The 17,384-nt window shown below is 69.6% G+C and carries 16 protein-coding genes and 1 pseudogene; 12 read left to right on the top strand and 5 right to left on the bottom strand.

Annotated elements, in window-relative coordinates; all coding sequences use genetic code 11:
* Window positions 1-24 precede the first annotated feature (24 nt).
* Window positions 25-2,064 carry a helix-turn-helix domain-containing protein gene (locus OIE49_RS00140; RefSeq protein ID WP_326800498.1) on the bottom strand — a complete coding sequence of 680 codons (2,040 nt, stop codon included), beginning with the start codon at window positions 2,062-2,064 and terminating at the stop codon, window positions 25-27.
* Between the two features lie 156 nt (window positions 2,065-2,220).
* On the opposite strand from OIE49_RS00140, the gene OIE49_RS00135 reads away from it, so the two are divergent.
* The 6 genes from OIE49_RS00135 (at window position 2,221) to tpg (ending at window position 9,401) form a co-directional block, all read left to right on the top strand.
* Window positions 2,221-3,405 carry a hypothetical protein gene (locus OIE49_RS00135; protein ID WP_326800497.1) on the top strand — a complete coding sequence of 395 codons (1,185 nt, stop codon included), beginning with the start codon at window positions 2,221-2,223 and terminating at the stop codon, window positions 3,403-3,405.
* Between the two features lie 232 nt (window positions 3,406-3,637).
* A complete protein-coding gene (locus OIE49_RS00130) occupies window positions 3,638-4,435 on the top strand; it encodes a hypothetical protein (protein ID WP_326800496.1) in 798 nt (265 codons plus the stop codon).
* 37 nt (window positions 4,436-4,472) lie between these two features.
* Window positions 4,473-5,765, top strand: coding sequence for a hypothetical protein (locus OIE49_RS00125; RefSeq protein WP_326800495.1), 1,293 nt, complete (start codon window positions 4,473-4,475; stop codon window positions 5,763-5,765).
* 225 nt (window positions 5,766-5,990) lie between these two features.
* Window positions 5,991-6,524 carry an AAA family ATPase gene (locus OIE49_RS00120; RefSeq protein WP_326806091.1) on the top strand — a complete coding sequence of 178 codons (534 nt, stop codon included), beginning with the start codon at window positions 5,991-5,993 and terminating at the stop codon, window positions 6,522-6,524.
* A 123-nt stretch (window positions 6,525-6,647) separates the two neighbouring features.
* Window positions 6,648-8,837: a telomere-associated protein Tap gene (tap, locus tag OIE49_RS00115; protein ID WP_326800494.1), complete on the top strand. Its 2,190-nt coding sequence runs from the start codon at window positions 6,648-6,650 to the stop codon at window positions 8,835-8,837.
* Between the two features lie 6 nt (window positions 8,838-8,843).
* Window positions 8,844-9,401: a telomere-protecting terminal protein Tpg gene (gene tpg, locus OIE49_RS00110; protein ID WP_326800493.1), complete on the top strand. Its 558-nt coding sequence runs from the start codon at window positions 8,844-8,846 to the stop codon at window positions 9,399-9,401.
* Between the two features lie 222 nt (window positions 9,402-9,623).
* Here the strand turns inward: tpg and OIE49_RS00105 are convergent, their stop codons facing one another.
* Entirely contained in the window at window positions 9,624-10,532 is a 909-nt protein-coding gene (locus OIE49_RS00105; protein ID WP_326800492.1) for a hypothetical protein, read from the bottom strand.
* Window positions 10,533-10,759: 227 nt separating this feature from the next.
* Here OIE49_RS00105 and OIE49_RS00100 point away from each other — a divergent pair, with 227 nt between their 5' ends.
* From OIE49_RS00100 to OIE49_RS00080, 5 genes are all read left to right on the top strand, one after another.
* Window positions 10,760-11,149, top strand: coding sequence for a relaxase domain-containing protein (locus OIE49_RS00100; RefSeq protein ID WP_161240667.1), 390 nt, complete (start codon window positions 10,760-10,762; stop codon window positions 11,147-11,149).
* Between the two features lie 362 nt (window positions 11,150-11,511).
* Window positions 11,512-11,784 carry a hypothetical protein gene (locus tag OIE49_RS00095; RefSeq protein ID WP_161240655.1) on the top strand — a complete coding sequence of 91 codons (273 nt, stop codon included), beginning with the start codon at window positions 11,512-11,514 and terminating at the stop codon, window positions 11,782-11,784.
* 161 nt (window positions 11,785-11,945) lie between these two features.
* Window positions 11,946-13,121 (top strand): hypothetical protein, encoded by a 1,176-nt coding sequence (locus OIE49_RS00090; protein ID WP_326800491.1) that lies wholly within the window; start codon window positions 11,946-11,948, stop codon window positions 13,119-13,121.
* Window positions 13,118-13,951, top strand: coding sequence for a DUF4238 domain-containing protein (locus tag OIE49_RS00085; RefSeq protein WP_161240657.1), 834 nt, complete (start codon window positions 13,118-13,120; stop codon window positions 13,949-13,951). Before OIE49_RS00090 ends, OIE49_RS00085 begins: the two co-directional genes overlap by 4 nt.
* Before the next feature lie 217 nt (window positions 13,952-14,168).
* A complete protein-coding gene (locus OIE49_RS00080) occupies window positions 14,169-14,477 on the top strand; it encodes a DUF6207 family protein (RefSeq protein ID WP_237693697.1) in 309 nt (102 codons plus the stop codon).
* Here the strand turns inward: OIE49_RS00080 and OIE49_RS00075 are convergent.
* Both OIE49_RS00075 and OIE49_RS00070 read right to left on the bottom strand, forming a co-directional pair.
* Entirely contained in the window at window positions 14,390-14,722 is a 333-nt protein-coding gene (locus OIE49_RS00075) for a hypothetical protein (protein ID WP_326806436.1), read from the bottom strand. The two genes, OIE49_RS00080 and OIE49_RS00075, sit on opposite strands and share 88 nt — an antisense overlap.
* A 16-nt stretch (window positions 14,723-14,738) precedes the next feature.
* Window positions 14,739-15,194, bottom strand: a pseudogene (locus OIE49_RS00070) (ATP-dependent DNA ligase); the annotation flags it as partial.
* A 374-nt stretch (window positions 15,195-15,568) separates the two neighbouring features.
* On the opposite strand from OIE49_RS00070, the gene OIE49_RS00065 reads away from it, so the two are divergent.
* Window positions 15,569-16,975: an IS1380 family transposase gene (locus tag OIE49_RS00065; RefSeq protein WP_326800490.1), complete on the top strand. Its 1,407-nt coding sequence runs from the start codon at window positions 15,569-15,571 to the stop codon at window positions 16,973-16,975.
* Window positions 16,976-17,130: 155 nt separating this feature from the next.
* Here the strand turns inward: OIE49_RS00065 and OIE49_RS00060 are convergent, their stop codons facing one another.
* Window positions 17,131-17,313 carry a hypothetical protein gene (locus tag OIE49_RS00060; RefSeq protein ID WP_161240658.1) on the bottom strand — a complete coding sequence of 61 codons (183 nt, stop codon included), beginning with the start codon at window positions 17,311-17,313 and terminating at the stop codon, window positions 17,131-17,133.
* Between the last annotated feature and the right edge of the window lie 71 nt (window positions 17,314-17,384).

Here is a 17,384-nt window from a genome sequence, read left to right as displayed (position 1 = left end):
TGAAGGGTCCGTAGACGGCGCAGATCATGCAGAGGCAGCTGGTGGTTGCTGTGTGCTGTTGGTTTCTTGGCCGTTCGTGTTGCTCTCGGGCGAGTCTGCGGAATGGTGCTTTTGGAGGGCACCGTGGACGTCACCGATGAGGTTGATGGTGGTGACGCGGGGGCGTGAGCCGAGGCCGTTGAGCGCGATGACGGAGGCGGTTCCCCAGACGAGGGCGGTCAGGCCGGCTGCTGTGGGGCGTGTGGTGGCGGGTGTGCCGGTCCAGGTCATCCAGATGGTTGCTGCTCCCCACAGCGCCCAGGTCAAGCGGGCTGCGAAAGCACGGGTAGCGGCGGAGAGCAGGCCGATAGCGATTCCGCCTGTCAGCCACAACGTGTGGACTTCTGACGCGGTGAGCGGCAGTCCGCCGGTGTGGGTGGCGAAGAAGCGGGTGACGGGCTGGTTGATGGTGGCCCACACCGCGCCCGCATGCTTGGCCAGGGGGCTGAAGAACCGTTCGAGAACCACACTGAGGGGAGCGAGTGCGAGGAACACCAACGGCGTCAGGCAGATCAGCAGCCACCAGGGCGTGTGGGGACTCCAGGGTCGGCGCAGGAAAGCCTTGATTTCATCGGCGCGGGTGTCGATCCACCGGCCGTCCAGGATCTGCAGCCACCGCTGCCGCACTGGGAGCCGCCGCTGGCCGGGGGGCGGCTGCGTGGCGGGGATGGCCGGGGCTTTGAGGTCGGCGAGTACGTCGGCGAGTGCCGCGCGCAGCGTCTGGGCAAGACTGCGGTCGTAGCCGCACACCGTGACCAGCGCCATGACCGCGGCACCGGGAAGGGTGAGGCAGAGCCACCACAGGTGATCGTTGCGGGCGAGGGACGTGGTGTAGCCGGCCCCGGCGGCCGCGAGTATCGCTGTCAGACCGCGCATCAGCCGGGGAGCGAGATCACCGAGCAGGACCGGGAGCTGTCGCGGGAGCGGCTCCCGGCGGAAGGCGGAGCGTATCCAGGGCCAGGCCACGGCGATCCAGTGCCATGGGTCGATGGCCAGAACAACGCCGAGCATCAGCACCGGAGCGGTCAGAAGGTGCCAGGCGGCAGGGGTGGCGACCTGGACGGCTGCGCTGCTCATGGCCAGCACGCAGCCCAGGGCCCGCCCCAGCACGAGCGTGGAGGCCTGCCAGCGCTCGCTGCGCCGTACCACCTGGCTGGTGGCGGCAGTTGAAGCGGCCACTCCCAGGAAGTCGGCTGCTTCTGCACGCAGGACGCGTCCCTCGTCCAGCAGGCGCCGGGCGGTGCGTAGTGCTTCTGCCGGGTCGGCGAGCAGTGCCTGAGTATCCAGGTCCGGCCTCGCCTCCGGGTCCGAAGATGCAGAGGAGGGGGCAGTGTCGGGATCGAGCAGCCGCAGCAGGGCAAGTTCTTCTTCGAGCTCCAGACAGCGGCGGCGGGCGGTCGCGGCCAGCGCTTCTGCCTGATCACGCGCCTGACGGGCCTCCACGAGATCCTTCTGCGTCTGCTCCAAATGATGCAGTACCTCGGCGAGTTGCTGCTGGGCCTGCTCGCTGTCGCCTTCATCCGATGCGGTAGCCAGCTGCTGCAGGCGGGCGTCGAGGCTGGTGTTGAGCGCGGTCAGCATCACCACCAGTTCCTGAGCGGTCGCCAACTCTCTGGCCAGCCGGCGGCTTTGCTGGTCGACCTCGGATAACCGGGAGTGACCGTCGTGCAGGTAGCGGGCCACCACAGGGGGAGTGCCGGCTGGTTGCTGGCGCACGGCTACCTGGGCGGAGGGCGGATTGGCAGCGCGTTCCCACAGGCGGACCGCTTCCGCCTTCTTCTGTTCCACCTCGTGCGGCAACGCGGTCGCCTCCACCAGCTGCACCACGACCCGGCGGGATGGGACAGCGCCGCTGTAGTGGTTGCCGATACTGGAACGCGACCAGTTCAGCTCCGCCGCGAGATCGTTGTAGGTCTTGCCGGACCGCTCCCACAACTCGCGCAGAAACACCGTCAGCCGCCGTGCTTCAGGCGTCTCCGCCCGGATCGGTGCCGGCTTACGCCCCCGCTTCTTGCCGTCGGCCATCCACGCCCCCACCTGCACCATGACGTTGTCCTGGACATTGCCAACAATGTCCAGAGCCGACCTGCACGAACCCTCAGCGGCCCGTGTGGACAATTCCCCACCGCCGCAACCTCAAGACGAACCGCTCTTCCCCGGACCTCGTCTTGGAGCCCGCCCATGACCGCGCAGACCACCCAGCCCGCCCCCGCCTCCGTGCCGGCCCGCACCGCACCTGCCCGCCGGCCGCGCTCGCGCAGCGGGGACATCGCCCTCGACACCCGCACCGGCCTCCTGCTCGACCTCACCGTCTCCGCCGGCCCGGCCCAGCGTCTGCCCCGCGGGCGCGCCCAGGACCGCTACCGCTGCCTAGCCTGCGGCCTGCCCCTGGAGTACTGCGGCCCCCGCACCCGCCCCGACTACACCGCCCGCTTCCGCCACACCCGCCACGACCCGGACCGCTGCAACGCCAGCCCCGCCCGCCAAGCCAGCGTCCCCGCGGCCGTCCGTCATGCCCGCACCCTGGCCCAACACCTCCACACCGCCCAGCCCGGCACGGACATTGAGCTGGTTGTCACCGCCATCGCAGACGGCGACTGCCCACCCGTGCTGGCCGTGCGGCTGCACGCCCCGCACGGCACCACCACCGTCCACCTCGCCTACACCAGCGAACTGTCCCCCCACCAAGCCGATCAACTGGCCCACGCGGCCCACGACACCACCACGCGTCACTGGCTGCTGTACGACCGCCTCACCCCCGCCCACACCCACGACCTCGGACAGATAACCGTCCGCCTCCACCGGCAAAACCAGCGCCTGGAACGCCTCACCCCCACCGCCACCCAGCGCCGCCTGGCCGCCACATCCGTCGCCGTCGCCTGGCGCGCCCAGGGACTCCTGCTGATTCCCTTCGGCGGACACGCCGTTCTCCACCAACCCCGCACCGGAGAGAACTGGACAGGCCCAGCCGCCCCCTTCCAACGGGACTGGAAGATCAGCCACCCCCGGCCGGCCACGGATGCAACCTGGTGGGGTCTGGTCCCCGTTCCGCTGCGGGCCCTGACCGCCCCCACACTGCTGGCCGCCGCACCCAAGACCATGGCTGAGCTGGAACGCGTCCAACACGGCCGCGAAAGCTACCGACGCGCCCAGGCCCGCGCCCAGTTCACCCAGGCACAGACCCAGCTGCCCCCTACGCCCGCCGCGCACCCGACGCGGCCAGTGGCGACGGCCGAGAAAGACACGGCAGCATCGCCGCAGCCGCAGCCGCAGCCGCAGCCGCAGCCGTCCGCCTCGATCACGTTTGCGCGGCCGCGGCTGGCCCGGCTGCGCAAAGCCCTGCGGCGACTGTTCCGCCGGCCCTGAACCTCTTCGACGACCACGGGGCCTGCTCCCGGGCCCCGCCCCGTACCTCCAGGCAGTGTGAACGGCACTCCCAGAACAGGACGGCCCGCGGAGCCACAATCACGGCCCCCGCGGTACCGCGGGAGCAGGATGGTGGACGTGACGGTGACGCAAGGAGGAGCGGCGTATGGAAGTGGGGGAGCGGTGGGCGCACCGAACGGCACCGCACCACGGCCCCGTCGAAGAGGTCGAGGTGCTGAAGATCGGCGCACAGCGCCCGCTGCGCATCAAAGTGCGCTTCGTCGCCGAGGACGCCGAGGGCCGCGAGGAGTGGGTGCCGCCGGCCCGGCTGCGCGTCCTCTGGCAGAACAAGGACGTGTGGCTGGCCCGCGAGCAGCAGTGGAGCGAACTGACGAAAGACAGCCCGGACGACGAGGATCCTGCCTTCCGGGCGGTCATCATTCTGTTCGACGAACGCCTCTGGGACGAGCTGGTGACCTTCGGCGTCAACTACCGCGATCGAGGCCTGCTGTACATCGAAGACGTGCCCGCTCTGGCCGCGCTCCTCGAGGTCCCCGAACGTTTCTTCCACACCGATCCGCGGGCCTTCACCGACACCGACGGCACGCTGACCGCACCCTGGCCCACCACCGTCGAGGTGGCACGTCTCCTGGCCCGCACTCAGGCCGACCACCTCGTAACCCTCTTGGATCAACACGAACGCCAGGCACAGCAAGAAGCGATCTACGGCCACTACTACCGCGGCCGAGGCAAGAACCCCGGCACCTACATCAGCCCCGAGATCTGTGCCGAGGTCGACCGCAGCTCCAAACCCGCCCGCGACCTGCTGCGTCAGTGGTGCGGCACCGATGCGGTGGAAAGCCACGAGGAGCTGAAGGCCCTGCGTGACGAAGTGCTCCGCATCGGGAAACTCATGGAACAGTCGATCGGCTGCCTCCGCCAGGCCGGACAGACCAAAGCGGCCGACCGGTTCGAACGCGAACTCGGCATCCCCCTCGAGACGCTGCGCCAGGCCGAACGCGACGACTGACACCCCGACCGTCCGGGCACCAACGACAGGAAGCTCCGTGGCCCGCACCAAGCTCAACGAGCGCCAACTCGACGCCCTGCGCCGCATCTGCCACGGCGAGACACCCATCACCTCCGACGACTCCGGCCTCGCCGCGACCGTCTACGCCCTGCGCAACCGGGGCCTGGTCACCACGCCCCGGACCGACGGCCGCTGGACCGCTGCCCCCACCGAAGCCGGTCTCCAGCACTTCGCTCACGCCGACGCCACGCCCGCCCCGCCCTCGAGCGCCGCTGCCCCGCCGACGGCACCCGAGGCGGCCGAACTGATCAGCAGACTCCAGCAAGCCGGCGGCACCCTGCACATCGCCAACCCCACCCCGGACGAGCGCGCCCGCTGGCGCCGCGCCCTGCACACCGCACGCGCAGACCACCTGGTCCCCGACGGCCACCACCTCCAGCACACCGGAAGAGACAAAGGCGACCTGGTCATCACCCTGCGCCCAGGCCCACCACCACGACGCTCCACGTCCCCAGACGAGACCGTCCCCGTCCCCGACGACCTGCCCCCAGACCACCTGCACCCCGCAGCCGCCACAGCGCACATCCCGGCCTGCCCCGACTGCCAGCCCCGCGCCCGCCGTATCCTCCACGCCCTCTGTCATGCAGCAGAAGCCAAGAACTACACGGTCAGCAACCCCGAGTCCGGCTCAGCCGCCAGCCTGGTGATCACCATCGGCGACAGTTCCTTCCCGCTCTCCTTCCACGAAGGCGCCTACGAGGTCCCCGACCCCAGCGGCGCGAAGTACGCCTGGCAACGCGTGACCGCACACACCACGCGCCCCTCCCATCAACTCGGCCTCAGCCTCCAGCACACCTACGCGCATCGAGGCCGCCGCTCTCACTGGGGAGACCGGCAACGCTGGCGCCTGGAAGACAAACTCCCCGCCCTCCTACGAGAAATTGCCCACCGCGCACAGACCGATTACGAACGACGGCAGGCCCAGCAGCGCAAAGAGGAAGAGACACGCCAACGCTGGCTGACCGCGATGCAGCAGGCTCGCACCGCCCTGGTGGAAGATCACCGGCTGAAGACCCTGCGCACGCAGGTGCAGGCCTGGCAGGAAGCCACTGTCATTCGCGCTTACTGCGACGCACTGGAAGACCACCAGGACACCGATCCCGCAGCGGCCGAAGGAGTCACGGCCTGGACCGCTTGGGCCCGGGCCTACGCCGACCGCATCGACCCCGTACTCCAGAACCCGCGACTACCGGACCCTCCGACGATCACACCAGAGGACCTGCGCCCCTACCTGCGTGGCTGGAGCCCGTACGAGCCCAAGCGCAAATGAGCCGACGCCGTACCCAGACGGCGTTCACCTGCTGAGCAAGGCCTTCGCCACGCGATATCTCCGCCATCTGCCCATCGTCCGCAGCGGCACGGCCCCATATGGCCGTCGATCCTGAGAGCCTGCGTCGGGTCCTGACATGATGAGTCAGCCCGAGATAGCGCTGGGGTGAAGCCACCCAGCAATGCTTCCGATGGTGTCACTGGCCGTCGGTAACGTGCTGGCGTGATGGTGGGCACCGAAGAAACCCGGCTGGTCGTCCTGCGTGGCAACAGCGCCTCAGGGAAGTCGTCCGTCGCGGCCGGCCTGCGCGAACGGTTCGGCCGCGGCCTGGCCGTCGTCGGCCAGGACAACCTCCGCCGCATCGTGCTCCGTGAACGGGACCGGCCCGGCGCCGCGAACATCGGCCTGATCGGCCTGACCGCCCGCTACGCCCTCGACGCCGGATTCCACGTCGTCATCGAAGGCATCCTCTACGCCGAGCACTACGGCGACATGCTCACCGAGCTGCGCGCCGACCACCGCGGCCCGACCCACGGCTACTACCTGGACGTCCCGTTCGGTGAAACCCTCGCCCGGCACGCCACCAAGCCGATCGCGGACGACGTCAGCGAGACGCAGTTGCGCGACTGGTACCGGCCGCGCGATCTGTTGCCCGGCGGCACTGAGACCGTCATCGGCGCCGACAGTGCTCTGCATGAGACCGTCGACCGCATCATGCTCGACACCGGCCTGGCCCACCTGCCCGCCGTGGACCGTTGACCGGAGCACTGCTGTGACACACAGACCAAGCCCCGCACCCCATCCAAAATGTGCGATCCAATGCGCGAATCATTGATCGATCCAATAAGTGCTTGGCGTAGGGTGCTGATGGAGGTGAGCTCAGTGCCCACTGAGAACGAGCTGCTCAACAATGTCGATGCGCTGCTGAATCGGGTCGACCAGAACGACCTGCCGACCCCTGCGGAACGTCGGCGCCTGCGTGAGGCCGCCGGTCTGACGCAGACCGACATTGCGAAGGTGCTCGGCACACGTCGGGAGGCGGTGGCGAACTGGGAGGCGGGTAAGAACGAACCGCGGCCGCCGCAGCGCACCGCGTACGCCCGGCTGCTCGAAGGCCTCACCGTGCGCTTCCCCGCCTCCGCCACCGAGACGGCCCCCGACTCTGCGGTGCCGGACACGCTCACCACCACCTCCGCTCCGGAAACCCCATCCGCGATGGCGCCGGCCGCTGCCAAGCCGCCCGCCCACCCAGCGGCGAGCTCCACCAGGCCGGCGTCGACGTCGCGGCGGCCGTCCGCGAAGAAGGCGGTGAAGAAGACCGCCGCCCCAGCGGCCGTCGTCGACCCGCGCTTCGAGAACGGCCCGCTCGCCGTCGTCGACTGCGAGGACGGGCAGGTGTCGGCCTACTGCGTCGGCGGCCTGGTCCTGGACGTGCCCGCCAAGTCGCTGCCCGCGCTGGTCGACTGGACCATCACCGAAGCCCGCCTCGGTCAGACCCGCCTGCACCGCAACGGCCGCGACGCCGACCCGATCCTGGTCCTCACCCCGGCCGCCCTGGAGCGCTACGGCCTACCCGCCGCCCTGTCGGACGAGGAACGGCGTACGGGCCGGCTCAAGGACAGCCACAAGGTGGTCAAGCAGATCCAGCGGGCCGAACTCCAGCTCACCCAGCGCGGACTGGGGCCATGGGCGCGCCTCTTCCGCGACCCGGAGGGCCCCCGGCGGCGCTGCGTGCAACTGTGCATCCCGTCGTGGAACGCGCTGGACGCCCGGGAGTGGGACAAGAAGGACGACCCGCAGCTGCCGGGCATGCACCCAGCCGACCTCGCCCGGTACCTGGGCACGTACGCGCAGCGGGTGATGACGCCGCGCGGCACCACGTCGACGACCGGCCTGGAGCTGATGACCGCGCTACGGCCGCCGACCCGCGCGGAGAAGAACGAGACCACCGGCGAGTTCGAGCGGGCCCTCAACACGGACGCCTTGACGGCGGTGTACGAGCACGTGGAGTGCGAGGTCCCGGACGAGCACCCGAAACTGAAGGGAAAGTTCGAGCGCCACCACCTGCGCACTCCGGCAGAGATGCTGATGGAGGAGCCGTACGACTGGTGCCGGCCGCTGACCGATGACGAGTGCATGCTGCCGTACCTGGTCGCCATCGACGTCAACATGGCGTTCGCGGCGGCCACCAACGGCCTCACCGTCGGCCTGGGCGCCCCCACCCACCTGACCGGCAACCCGGTCTTCGACCCGAAGGTGCCCGGCTCGTGGCTGGTCGACCTGAGCCACGTCGACCTGTCCCGCGTGGAGACCGGCGGGCGCACCCTGGACGCCGGCCTGCTGCCCTCGCCGTTCACGCCGAAGGGCGACCGCCCGACCGGCCCGGCCTGGTACGCCACCCCCACCGTCGCCTACGCGCAGGAGCTGGGGTTCGAGGTCGCGCCGATCGAGGCGCACGTACGTCTGGAATCCGGCCGCTACCTGGACCCCTGGTACAACCGGCTGCGGGACGCGTACGTGGCCACGATGGCCGACCTCGGGGTCACCACGACGATGGGCGGCCAGGAGTTCCTGGACGCGATAACGGTGCACAAGCAGGTCGACCCGACGATGGCGCTGCTGCTGAACGCGATCAAGTCCACGGCGAAGGGCGGCATCGGCAAACTCAGGCAGCGCAGCCGGGGCCAGGTGCCGTACTACGAGCCGTGGCCGGCCCTCGCGCGGGAGACGTGGCGCCCCGACATCCGGGCCGCCGTGCTGGCCACCGTCCGGATCGGGATGCACCGCAAGATCCTCAAGACCGCTGCCGCGACCGGCCGCTACCCCGTCGCGATCGGCACAGACTGCATCGTCTACCCCTCCACCGGGCCCTCCCCGCTGGACGTCCTGCCGTACACGGACGAGGGCAAGCCGGTACCGGGCACCTTCCGGCTCGGTGTCTCGCCGGGCATGGTCAAGCACCAGGGCACTCAGACCGTGCTGTGGGCAGAAGCCCAGTTCGAAGAGGCGGGCGCCGTGTTCAACCTCGCCAACCTCATCAAGACCGACCCGGCCTCCGGGGAAGGGGAGTAGCCGACGATGGCCGACTCGATCGGGGACAGCCTGGACGCCGCGCTGGAGGGGGCGTTCACCCGCCGCATCCCGCAGAGCGCCCAGGCGCAGATGAAATACCTGGTCAAGCAGCTCAAGGGCACCAAGGCCGCCGCCGAGGCCCTGGGGATCTCCCAGCGCACCGTGGAGCGGTACGTCACGGGCAAGTTCAAGCGGCCCCGCCGCGACCTGCGTGACCGCATAGAGCGTGAGGTCAAGAAACGGTGGCAGCCCCAGATCCGGGCGAAGGCGAAGAAGCGGGCCGCGTCCACGGCCGGCCTGGTCGTCTCCACCCGCGCCCGGTTCGGGTTCACCGCCGCGCCGGGCACGACCGACGACACCCGCATCCGCGACATCACCCAGGCCCTGCCGCCGGAGTTCGCGGACCGCCTGTTCACCGCCCGCGAGCAGGGCGCCACCGAGCAGCAGCTCCAGCAGATCGCGGCCGACGGCCTCGCACGGATGTACTTCCGCGCCAACAACACGCGGGCCGCGGGCCTTGGCGTGGAGTTCACCGATGTGGAGCACATCCAGATCGAGCTGTAGTCGAGACAACAACTCGTCCCCGGCATTGCAGCTGTGATCGAGCGCTCGTTTTGACGAATGAGCGCTTGAGCTGACGGCGTTCCTCGGTAAAGTGTGTGTGAGGCGATCATCTGCGGGATGGGCCGGTTCATCACCGGAGTCGTCACTGTGCGGGAGATACCGGTTCGAGCCCGGTCCGTGGACTTTCGGTCCACCAGTAGCTCAATGGCAGAGCGCCCGCTCCTAACGAATGGCCTCTCGGCCCGCACGCAGTTCGTCGGGGGTCATCCCCAACGGGCGGTAATACGTGGTGGCGTGCCCCAGCAGCCGTTGCAGGGCACGCTCCTGGCCCGGACGGGGTTTGCTGTTCTCGTCCACCACCGTCCTACCCGGCGTCATGCTGTTGAAGCGCCTCCGTCCGTGCCGCGAACCGTCCCGGTAGTCAAAGGCGATGACTTGAGCCCACTGCTCCCGCGTGAGCAGCCGCCCGATCCGTGCGTTGATCTCGCCGGCCGACTCCTTCGTCACCGCAAGCGTGGCCATGACCTCAGGCCAGCGGAGGTCCGGCAGCGCACCGATCCTCGCGTACGTGAAGGGCCGTCCGGCCAGCGCTTCCCAGCGAGTCTTCGCCGCATGAGGAAGATCTCTCCATACTTGGATCAACTTGTCGTCGACCTTGCCGGCACCATGCATGATGGTGTTCCGCAGCTTTACGCAGAACTTCATGAGATGGTCTGCGGTCGTCTCCGTTTCTCCGAACCTGACCGTCTTCGCCAAGAGCGGCACAGCCCACCACTCAGGCGACTGCTTCTGTGGCCCGATGAGGCTCGGGAAACGCTGGCACTCGATCACCGTGCCGACGCACAACTCGATGTGTAGGGCAACGACTTGCGGTATGGCCAAGAACGCCATGTCTTCCGTGGCCGTCCTGAAGATCCGTTTCGCGTCTGTCGCCGTCACGTCCAGCCGCTTGGCCTGCGCCACCCCGGCGAGTACTGCGCCCGCTGTGTCGCCCGGGTACGCAGACCTGGCCATCTCCTGCTCCGCGAGGCTGGCACCGATAGCCAGTGCCACGATGCTGTTGTTTGACCGCTTCTGCATCGTCTGCCACGTCCGAAACGCGGGATACTGGATCAACACGGTTCCCTTCACAACAGATCACCTATCCGGACAGGGTAGATGCCGCAGAAACGGGTTCCGATCCTGAGGGCGCTTACCGAGCGCGTCGTTGTGGCGAAGCCCGGCAATTGAAGCGCTCCGTCTCAGTAGCTGCCAGGGAAAAGACGTTTCGCATCCCAGGCAGAACGGCCCGCGGCTCCCTTGGGAGGCTGGCTGTGAAGTCGTTCAGCGGGTCCTGGCGCGCACTCCTGAAGGCGAGCATGCTGCTCGCCTGTAGGACACGGAGTGCGACCGTCGGGAGGCAGCACAACGAACAGGACGCTGGAGTCCCGCCAGGGCGATGGGCGGGGCGGGGCTTGCCCGCGCTCGGTCTCGCGCTCGGTGCGGAGGTGACCGACGCGCAGTTGCGTTCCCTGCTCGGAAAAGGCCGGCACCCGGACGCCGACGGGCTCATGGCCGAGCTGTGCGAGCACGGCCCGGCCGGGCGGATCTTCTGGCGCTTCGGCCGCGGGCCCTGGGGCCGGGAGTCGTTCCAGCCGCTCCTGGACGCGATCGGTAACGCCCGCCAGGGTCGCGGCCGAAGCCGCGCGGGAGGCCCGCTGGAGAGCCGAACAGGAGGCGCACAAGGCCGAACAGCGGCGCCGAGCTGAGCAGGAGGCCGCTGAGCGGGAAGCCCGCCGTCCCGTCTGTGCCGACTGCGGGGCGAAGTTCACTGACGAACGGTGGAAGGACTCCGACCCCGACCACTGGGGTGCCCCGCGCGACACCCACCCGCAGCTGTGCGACGCGTGCAAGGATACGGCGATCGAGATCCGACGTCAGGCAGAACAGGATGAGCGCGAGCGCCAGGAGCAGGAACGCCAGGAGCAGGAGGCGGCGCAGGCCTCGAAGGCCGGCGGCTGGCTCGGACGCTGGCGCAGCTGACCCGGGCAGCCTCCCGGTAGCGCGGGGGCTTGCCCAGGGCCCCCTGGGCAAGCCCCCGTTGTCGGTGCTGGCTGCGAGGCTGGAGACCATGGACAGCGACGATGAGCAGCTGCTGCGCGGCCGGATCTACGGCGCTGACCACGATCACCCGGGGCCGAAGCCGGGCCGGAGCTACGCCGAACTGGTGGGCGGGCCGCTGGACGGACTGCTGCTCGACATCACCGGCTGGAGGCCGGAGGAGATCAGCGACGGTGTCTCCCTCCAGACCGAGCTCGGGCAGTTCGGCCCCGGAGGCCGGGCGCTGTACGACCCGCGCCCCGGCGACCCGGCCCGCTGGGACTGGGGCGGCGACAGCCCCTGACGGCCTGCTACTCGGTCGGGTGAAGACAAGGCAGCGGTGGAACCCGCACCGGGCGCCCCGGCGTAGTGCCGTAGTTGTCGGCCAGCCCTCCGAGGTGGAGCGGTCCGCCCCCTCCCGGCCGTGGGCGCCGCCCTCGTAGACCGATGCTCCCAATAAGCAAGGTGCTCCTGACGGCTGCGGCAGTAGGATCACGCCTCGGAGCGAGGGGCGATGACGTGACTGGGCTACTGGAACCGCTGGATGACTCGCAGCGCTTGCTGGTGGATCTCGTCTGGAGCCGGTTCTCCGACGCGGGTCAGTTCCCCAAGTACTTCTACATCGAGTACTTCATGCGTCAGCACGGCTACCAGGCTGAGGTGGTCCTGCGCAGCTTCCCTGGACCCGGCCCCCAGCTGCGGCATCCCGGCTACCGGGCGGTGACCTGGATCAGCAGCGGTGTCACGCCGGACCCTGACGGGCCCGTCCGGATCACCCTGGCGGCGCTGCACCACCTCCTGCACGATCCAATGGCCTCGCAGATCAGCCGGGCACTGCTGGCGTTCATGCGGCAGTTGACCAGCGCCCAGAAGCGGATCTTGGATTCCCCCTTCGAACGCCCGGACCTGGAGGTGAACCTGCGTGAGTTCCTCAAGGATTCGGGGCAAGGCGAAGGATCTGCGGAGCACATTGCGCAGATCGCGGCGGCCGAGTGGCCCGGAATCAGCTTCCAGGAGTCGGCTGGAGCCGGTCGGCTGGGCTACCTGACCGAGGCCACCTTCTTCACCACCGATGCCTACCTGAACGCCGTGACTGCGGCGCTGACACCGTCGGACCCGCCATCCGTGCTGTCGTACACCGACCCTCGGGCTCTGCTGCGCACGCTGAACTTCCTTGACCTCACTTGCGAGTTAGTCCTGGGCAAGGGCCTGGTGCCGCGGCCACCGATGGACCGCTCCAGCCTGCTGGCACTGCCCGCTTCGACGGAAGCCGAGTTTCAGGCCGGCGTCGTCGTCCTGAGCGAGATCCTGCGCGAGCTGGGCGTGCCGGGAAGGAGTCCGTCCCATGCCTTGGGGCGCCTCGGTGACTACCTGATGCGCCGCCTGCCCGGGATCGACCGAGCAGCCATCGATCCGGCGGTGCGGCGGCTCGATCAGATCCGGATGGTCCGCAACTCCTTCGTGCATCCCAAGCCGGATCCTGCTCTGATACAAGCCCACCATGACCTGGGGCTGGCCTTCCCCGTGCGGGACTTCGCCGTCGGCTGGGACAGCGTGCGCGCGCACGCCGCGGACAGCCTTGGCCGCCTCCAGGAGGAGATCCAGGCGGCGCGCGCCACTGTCGTACCGGAGGTGCCGTGAGCAGCGGGGACCGCCAGCACTACCTGCCCGCCACCTTGCTGGGCGGGTTCGGCGTGGCGCGCAGTGACCGGCTGCGCGAGGCAGAGCTGCGGTGGCGGCGACGTAACTCGAAGACGGTGCTGGCGACGAAGGCCGATGCGATCGGCTGGCGTTCGCGCATGTACCGGCTGACGAATCCGGCGCCCGGCGTGGATCCCGACGTCGTCGACGCCGTATGGGACATCATCGAGCCCCGCCTGCCGAAGGTCGTCGGTGAACTCGAGGCCGGCAGCACCGACCCGGTGATCCAGCAGGCCTTCCTGGTGTACGCCGCCATGGTCGGCGTACGCCACCCCGACTTCGGCGGTGCACTCAACCGCTGGTTCGCCGAGGCAGGCTGGCCAGCTACATCCGGCGACGCCCTCCAGATGGCCCGGCTGGAGGTCATGAGCAACGGGCTGCAGACCCTGCTGCCGAGCATGCGCTGGCGCTTCCTGCACAGTCCGCCGGACGCGCCCCGGTTCACCATCAGCGACCGCGGCTGGACCTACATCGGCCAGCATGATCGCCAAGGTAGGGGGCTGTACATCCCGTTGAACACGCGCGTCGCCGCTGTCGGCTGGGAAGGCCCGGCCGGCGGATTTGACCACCGGGTCCTGAGGCCGAACTACGTCCGGTGGCTGAACGCGGCGACCTGGACGGATGCCCCGGAGTTCGTGGTCGCGCACCCGCATAGCGAAGCGGAGCTGGAGGCTCAGCGCACTGCTCGCGAAGTCTCGGAGCGTGTCACTCTCGCGAACGGCGCCTTCCGGGACATTCCGGGGCGCCGGTATCTCTTTGACGAAATCTGATTCCGCCCCGCCGCTTCCGCGGGGGACTCGCGCCCCGCGGACAGGCTGAAGCCCGTCAGCCGACCACCGCGCCCAGCTGGACGAGCGTGAACTACCAGGGCACGGTCAGGCCGTTTTCTGCGCATGCCTCCCCCTACAGCTACTCCCAGACCACTCGGTCGGGTGAAGACACCGCGCGAACGGAACTTCGCCCGGGCGCCGGGGCGTAGTGCCGTACATGGACCCGATCAACGAGGCCCATGTGAGCGAGCCAGGCGGCCTGGTCGTCGTCGACGTCGCGGCCGCCGATGACGCGACCGCGCTCGCCTTCCAGCAGCTGCTTGCCGACCGGTGGGCGACGGCGACAGCGGAGCACACGACTCGCGACGCCCGGCGTACGGCTGCGCTGCTACTTGGACCTGCGCCAATTGATCAGCCCGACCGCGCCGAACGAGCCCATCATCGAAGCCGCACCACGGTGACCACCGCGTGCCGGATCGTACCTGCCACGACCTCCACCACCACATCACCGGCGACGGGTGTGTAGGAGTCGCCGTCCTTCGCGAACGCCCGCCCGGCCTGGGGGAGCAGGCGCGGGCCGACGACGGAGGCGAGCGCCGTGGTCAGCCGTTGCGAGAGCGCCACCCGCCCGTCGGGCAGCCGCACGGCGAGCGTCTTCGGATGCCGGGCCGTGCCGGTGAAGCCGACCACGGCGGCGTCGACCGTGTCCGCGTGCCTCACCTTCACCCAGATCCTGGTCGCCGCGTACGCCGATTTCAGCGGCTTCGCCACGATCCCCCTCCACACCCGTGCCTTCGAGCGACTCGTACCAGAGCAGGGCCTCGGCGCGGTCGGTCGTCGACCACACTGGCTCGATCGGCGGGCCGACGCCGGCGAGCACGTCCAGGAGGACCTGGCGGCGCTCCGAGTACGGACGCGGTCGCAGGTCAGGAACGCCCGCCGCAGGGTGGGCCAGGGCGTCGAACGCCACGTACGTCGCCGGGTGCCGGGCAGCGAGCTCCCGGGCCCGGCGGGGGCTGGACAGCGCGCGGGACTGCGCTGCGGCAAAGCTGATGTGCGCAGTGCCGTCGGCGCCGGCGACGTACACCACGGCCTCGCCGTCCAGGACCACACCGGGAAGCAAGCGCATGGCGGCCACGGCCAGGTCCATCCACAGTGCGGTGACGTCGCGGCCGGTACGCGACTGCAGCCGGACGTCGTCCTCGGTCCGCCACAGCACGGTCCGGTGGCCATCCTTCTCCAGAGTTCGCTATGTCTCATGAGGCAGAGCCATCGGCTCGATCGAACAGGCCAAGACCCGCCCGCTGTCCTGGGGCCCCGGCCGCCGTAAGCCTTCATCCCCCTCCGCTGAGCCGCTCTGTCGCGCATCGACCGCACCGCCGACTACGGCGCCTTCCAGGACGCCGCCCGCAGCCGGATCGACCTCGCTCTCGCGCTGGATGTGACCCGACCGCCGGCGGCACCGGGGAAAGCACGCCGGAATGCTGTGATGATTAGCCTCGCCGTTTCGCTTGAGCGGCGTCCGGATCTTGGGCGAGAACACGAAAGTGCCTTCTGACCTGGGACGATAGGGCTTGTCGAAGGCTTCTGTCGTTCCAGCAGGAAGGCACTTTCTGCGTGCACACTACCGCCTCGCGTCCCCAGCTCGCCGTCTCGGCCGACGGCCATGGAGTGGTCAGCCACGCCGGCTCCCGCCTGCTGGCCGATCTGGCCGATGCCACCGGCCTGACCGTCGCCTTCAACGACGTGCTGCGCAGGCTGCGGCCACGGGGTACCGGACACGCCCCCGGGCGGATCGCCGTGGACATAGCCGTGATGCTCGCCGACGGCGGCGAAGCAATCCGTGACCTCGGCATCCTGCGTGACCAGCCGACGGTGTTCGGCCCGGTCGCCTCCACAACGACCGCATGGCGGCTGCTGACCGACATCGACTCCACGATGCTCGCCGCGCTGCGGGCGGCCAGAGCCCAAGCCCGCGAAGTCGCCTGGCTGCAGGCCGCCGAAACCGGCGGGGGCATACCCGCGACCCGCGCCGCCGGGCGCGACCTGCCCGGCCTGGTCCTGGACATCGACGCCACACTGATCACGTGCCACTCCGAGAAGGAGCAGGCCGCACCCACCTACAAGGGCGGCTTCGGCTACCACCCGCTGCTGTGCTTCCTGTCGAACACCGGCGAAGCAATGTCCGGGCTCCTGCGGCCCGGCAACGCCGGAGCCAACACCGCCACCGACCACATCACGGTCCTCGACGCCGCGCTCGCCCAGATCCCCGGCGCCCACCGGCACGGCACCCCCATCCTCATCCGGGCCGACAGCGCCGGAGGCGCGAAAGCCTTCCTGGCCCACCTCCAAACCCTGCGTGAGAACGGCCTGGACCTGCGCTTCTCGGTCGGCTACCCGGTCACCGAACCAGTCCGCCGCGCGATCCGGGCCCTCCCCGACAACCTCTGGCACCCCGCCCTCGACCAGAACGGAACCCTGCGGGACGGCGCCGAGGTCGCCGAGCTGACCGGCATGGTCGACCTGGCCGGCTACCCGGCCGGCACCCGCCTCATCGTGCGACGCGAACGACCGCACCCGGGCGCCCAACTGTCCCTGTTCGACCAGGACGAGGGCCTGCGCCACCAGGTGTTCCTCACCGACACCCCCTTCGCGGGAGGCGGTTCCGCCCAGTTCCTGGAGGTCCGCCACCGCGGGCACGCCACCGTCGAAGACCACATCCGCACGGGCCAAAGCACCGGATTCGGCCGCTTCCCCTCCCGCCACTTCGCTCTCAACGCCGCCTGGTTCGAGCTGTCCCTGACCGCAATCGACCTGCTGGCCTGGACCCGCCTCCTGCTGCTGGACGGCGAGTTGGCCACCGCCGAACCCAAGAAGCTCCGCTACCGACTGCTGCACGCCGCCGCCCGCATCACCCGCGGCGGACGCCGCCTGCGACTACGGATCGCCACCACCTGGCCCTGGCGACACGAGCTGGCCAGTGCTTTCACCCGCCTGCAGGCCCTGCCCCGACCGGTCACCTGAACCGGGCACCACCTCCCCTGCCCACCCACGACCGAGGAGCCTGGAGAACCCGGCCGAGCGTCGGGCCATCGCCATGCGCACCGGCAGACCAGCAGCCAGAACCGCCCATCTCACCGGGACTACCCCGCGCAGCCTCCCGAAGCGAAACAGGGAGGTTAGTGGTAGGCGCTGACGGCGGTGAGGTACAGGGCGCAGGCCGTACCGGTGGCGCTGCCGCCGATCAGGAAGGCCCTGGCCGGGCGGGTGCCGCCGCGCCAGGCGGTGAAGGCGGCGGCGCAGCCGATGTGCAGGGCCATGGACAGTGCCAAAAGCAGTGACAGCATCTGGAACGTCGACATTGCGGTATCTCCCGTGGGTGAGCGGCCCCCTTGTGTGACCGGTTGAGAAGGACGCTGCCTGTCCGGCGCCG

The organism is Streptomyces sp. NBC_01788 (genome assembly GCF_035917575.1).
Lineage (GTDB): Bacteria > Actinomycetota > Actinomycetes > Streptomycetales > Streptomycetaceae > Streptomyces.
This window is presented reverse-complemented; position numbering and strand designations above follow the sequence as displayed.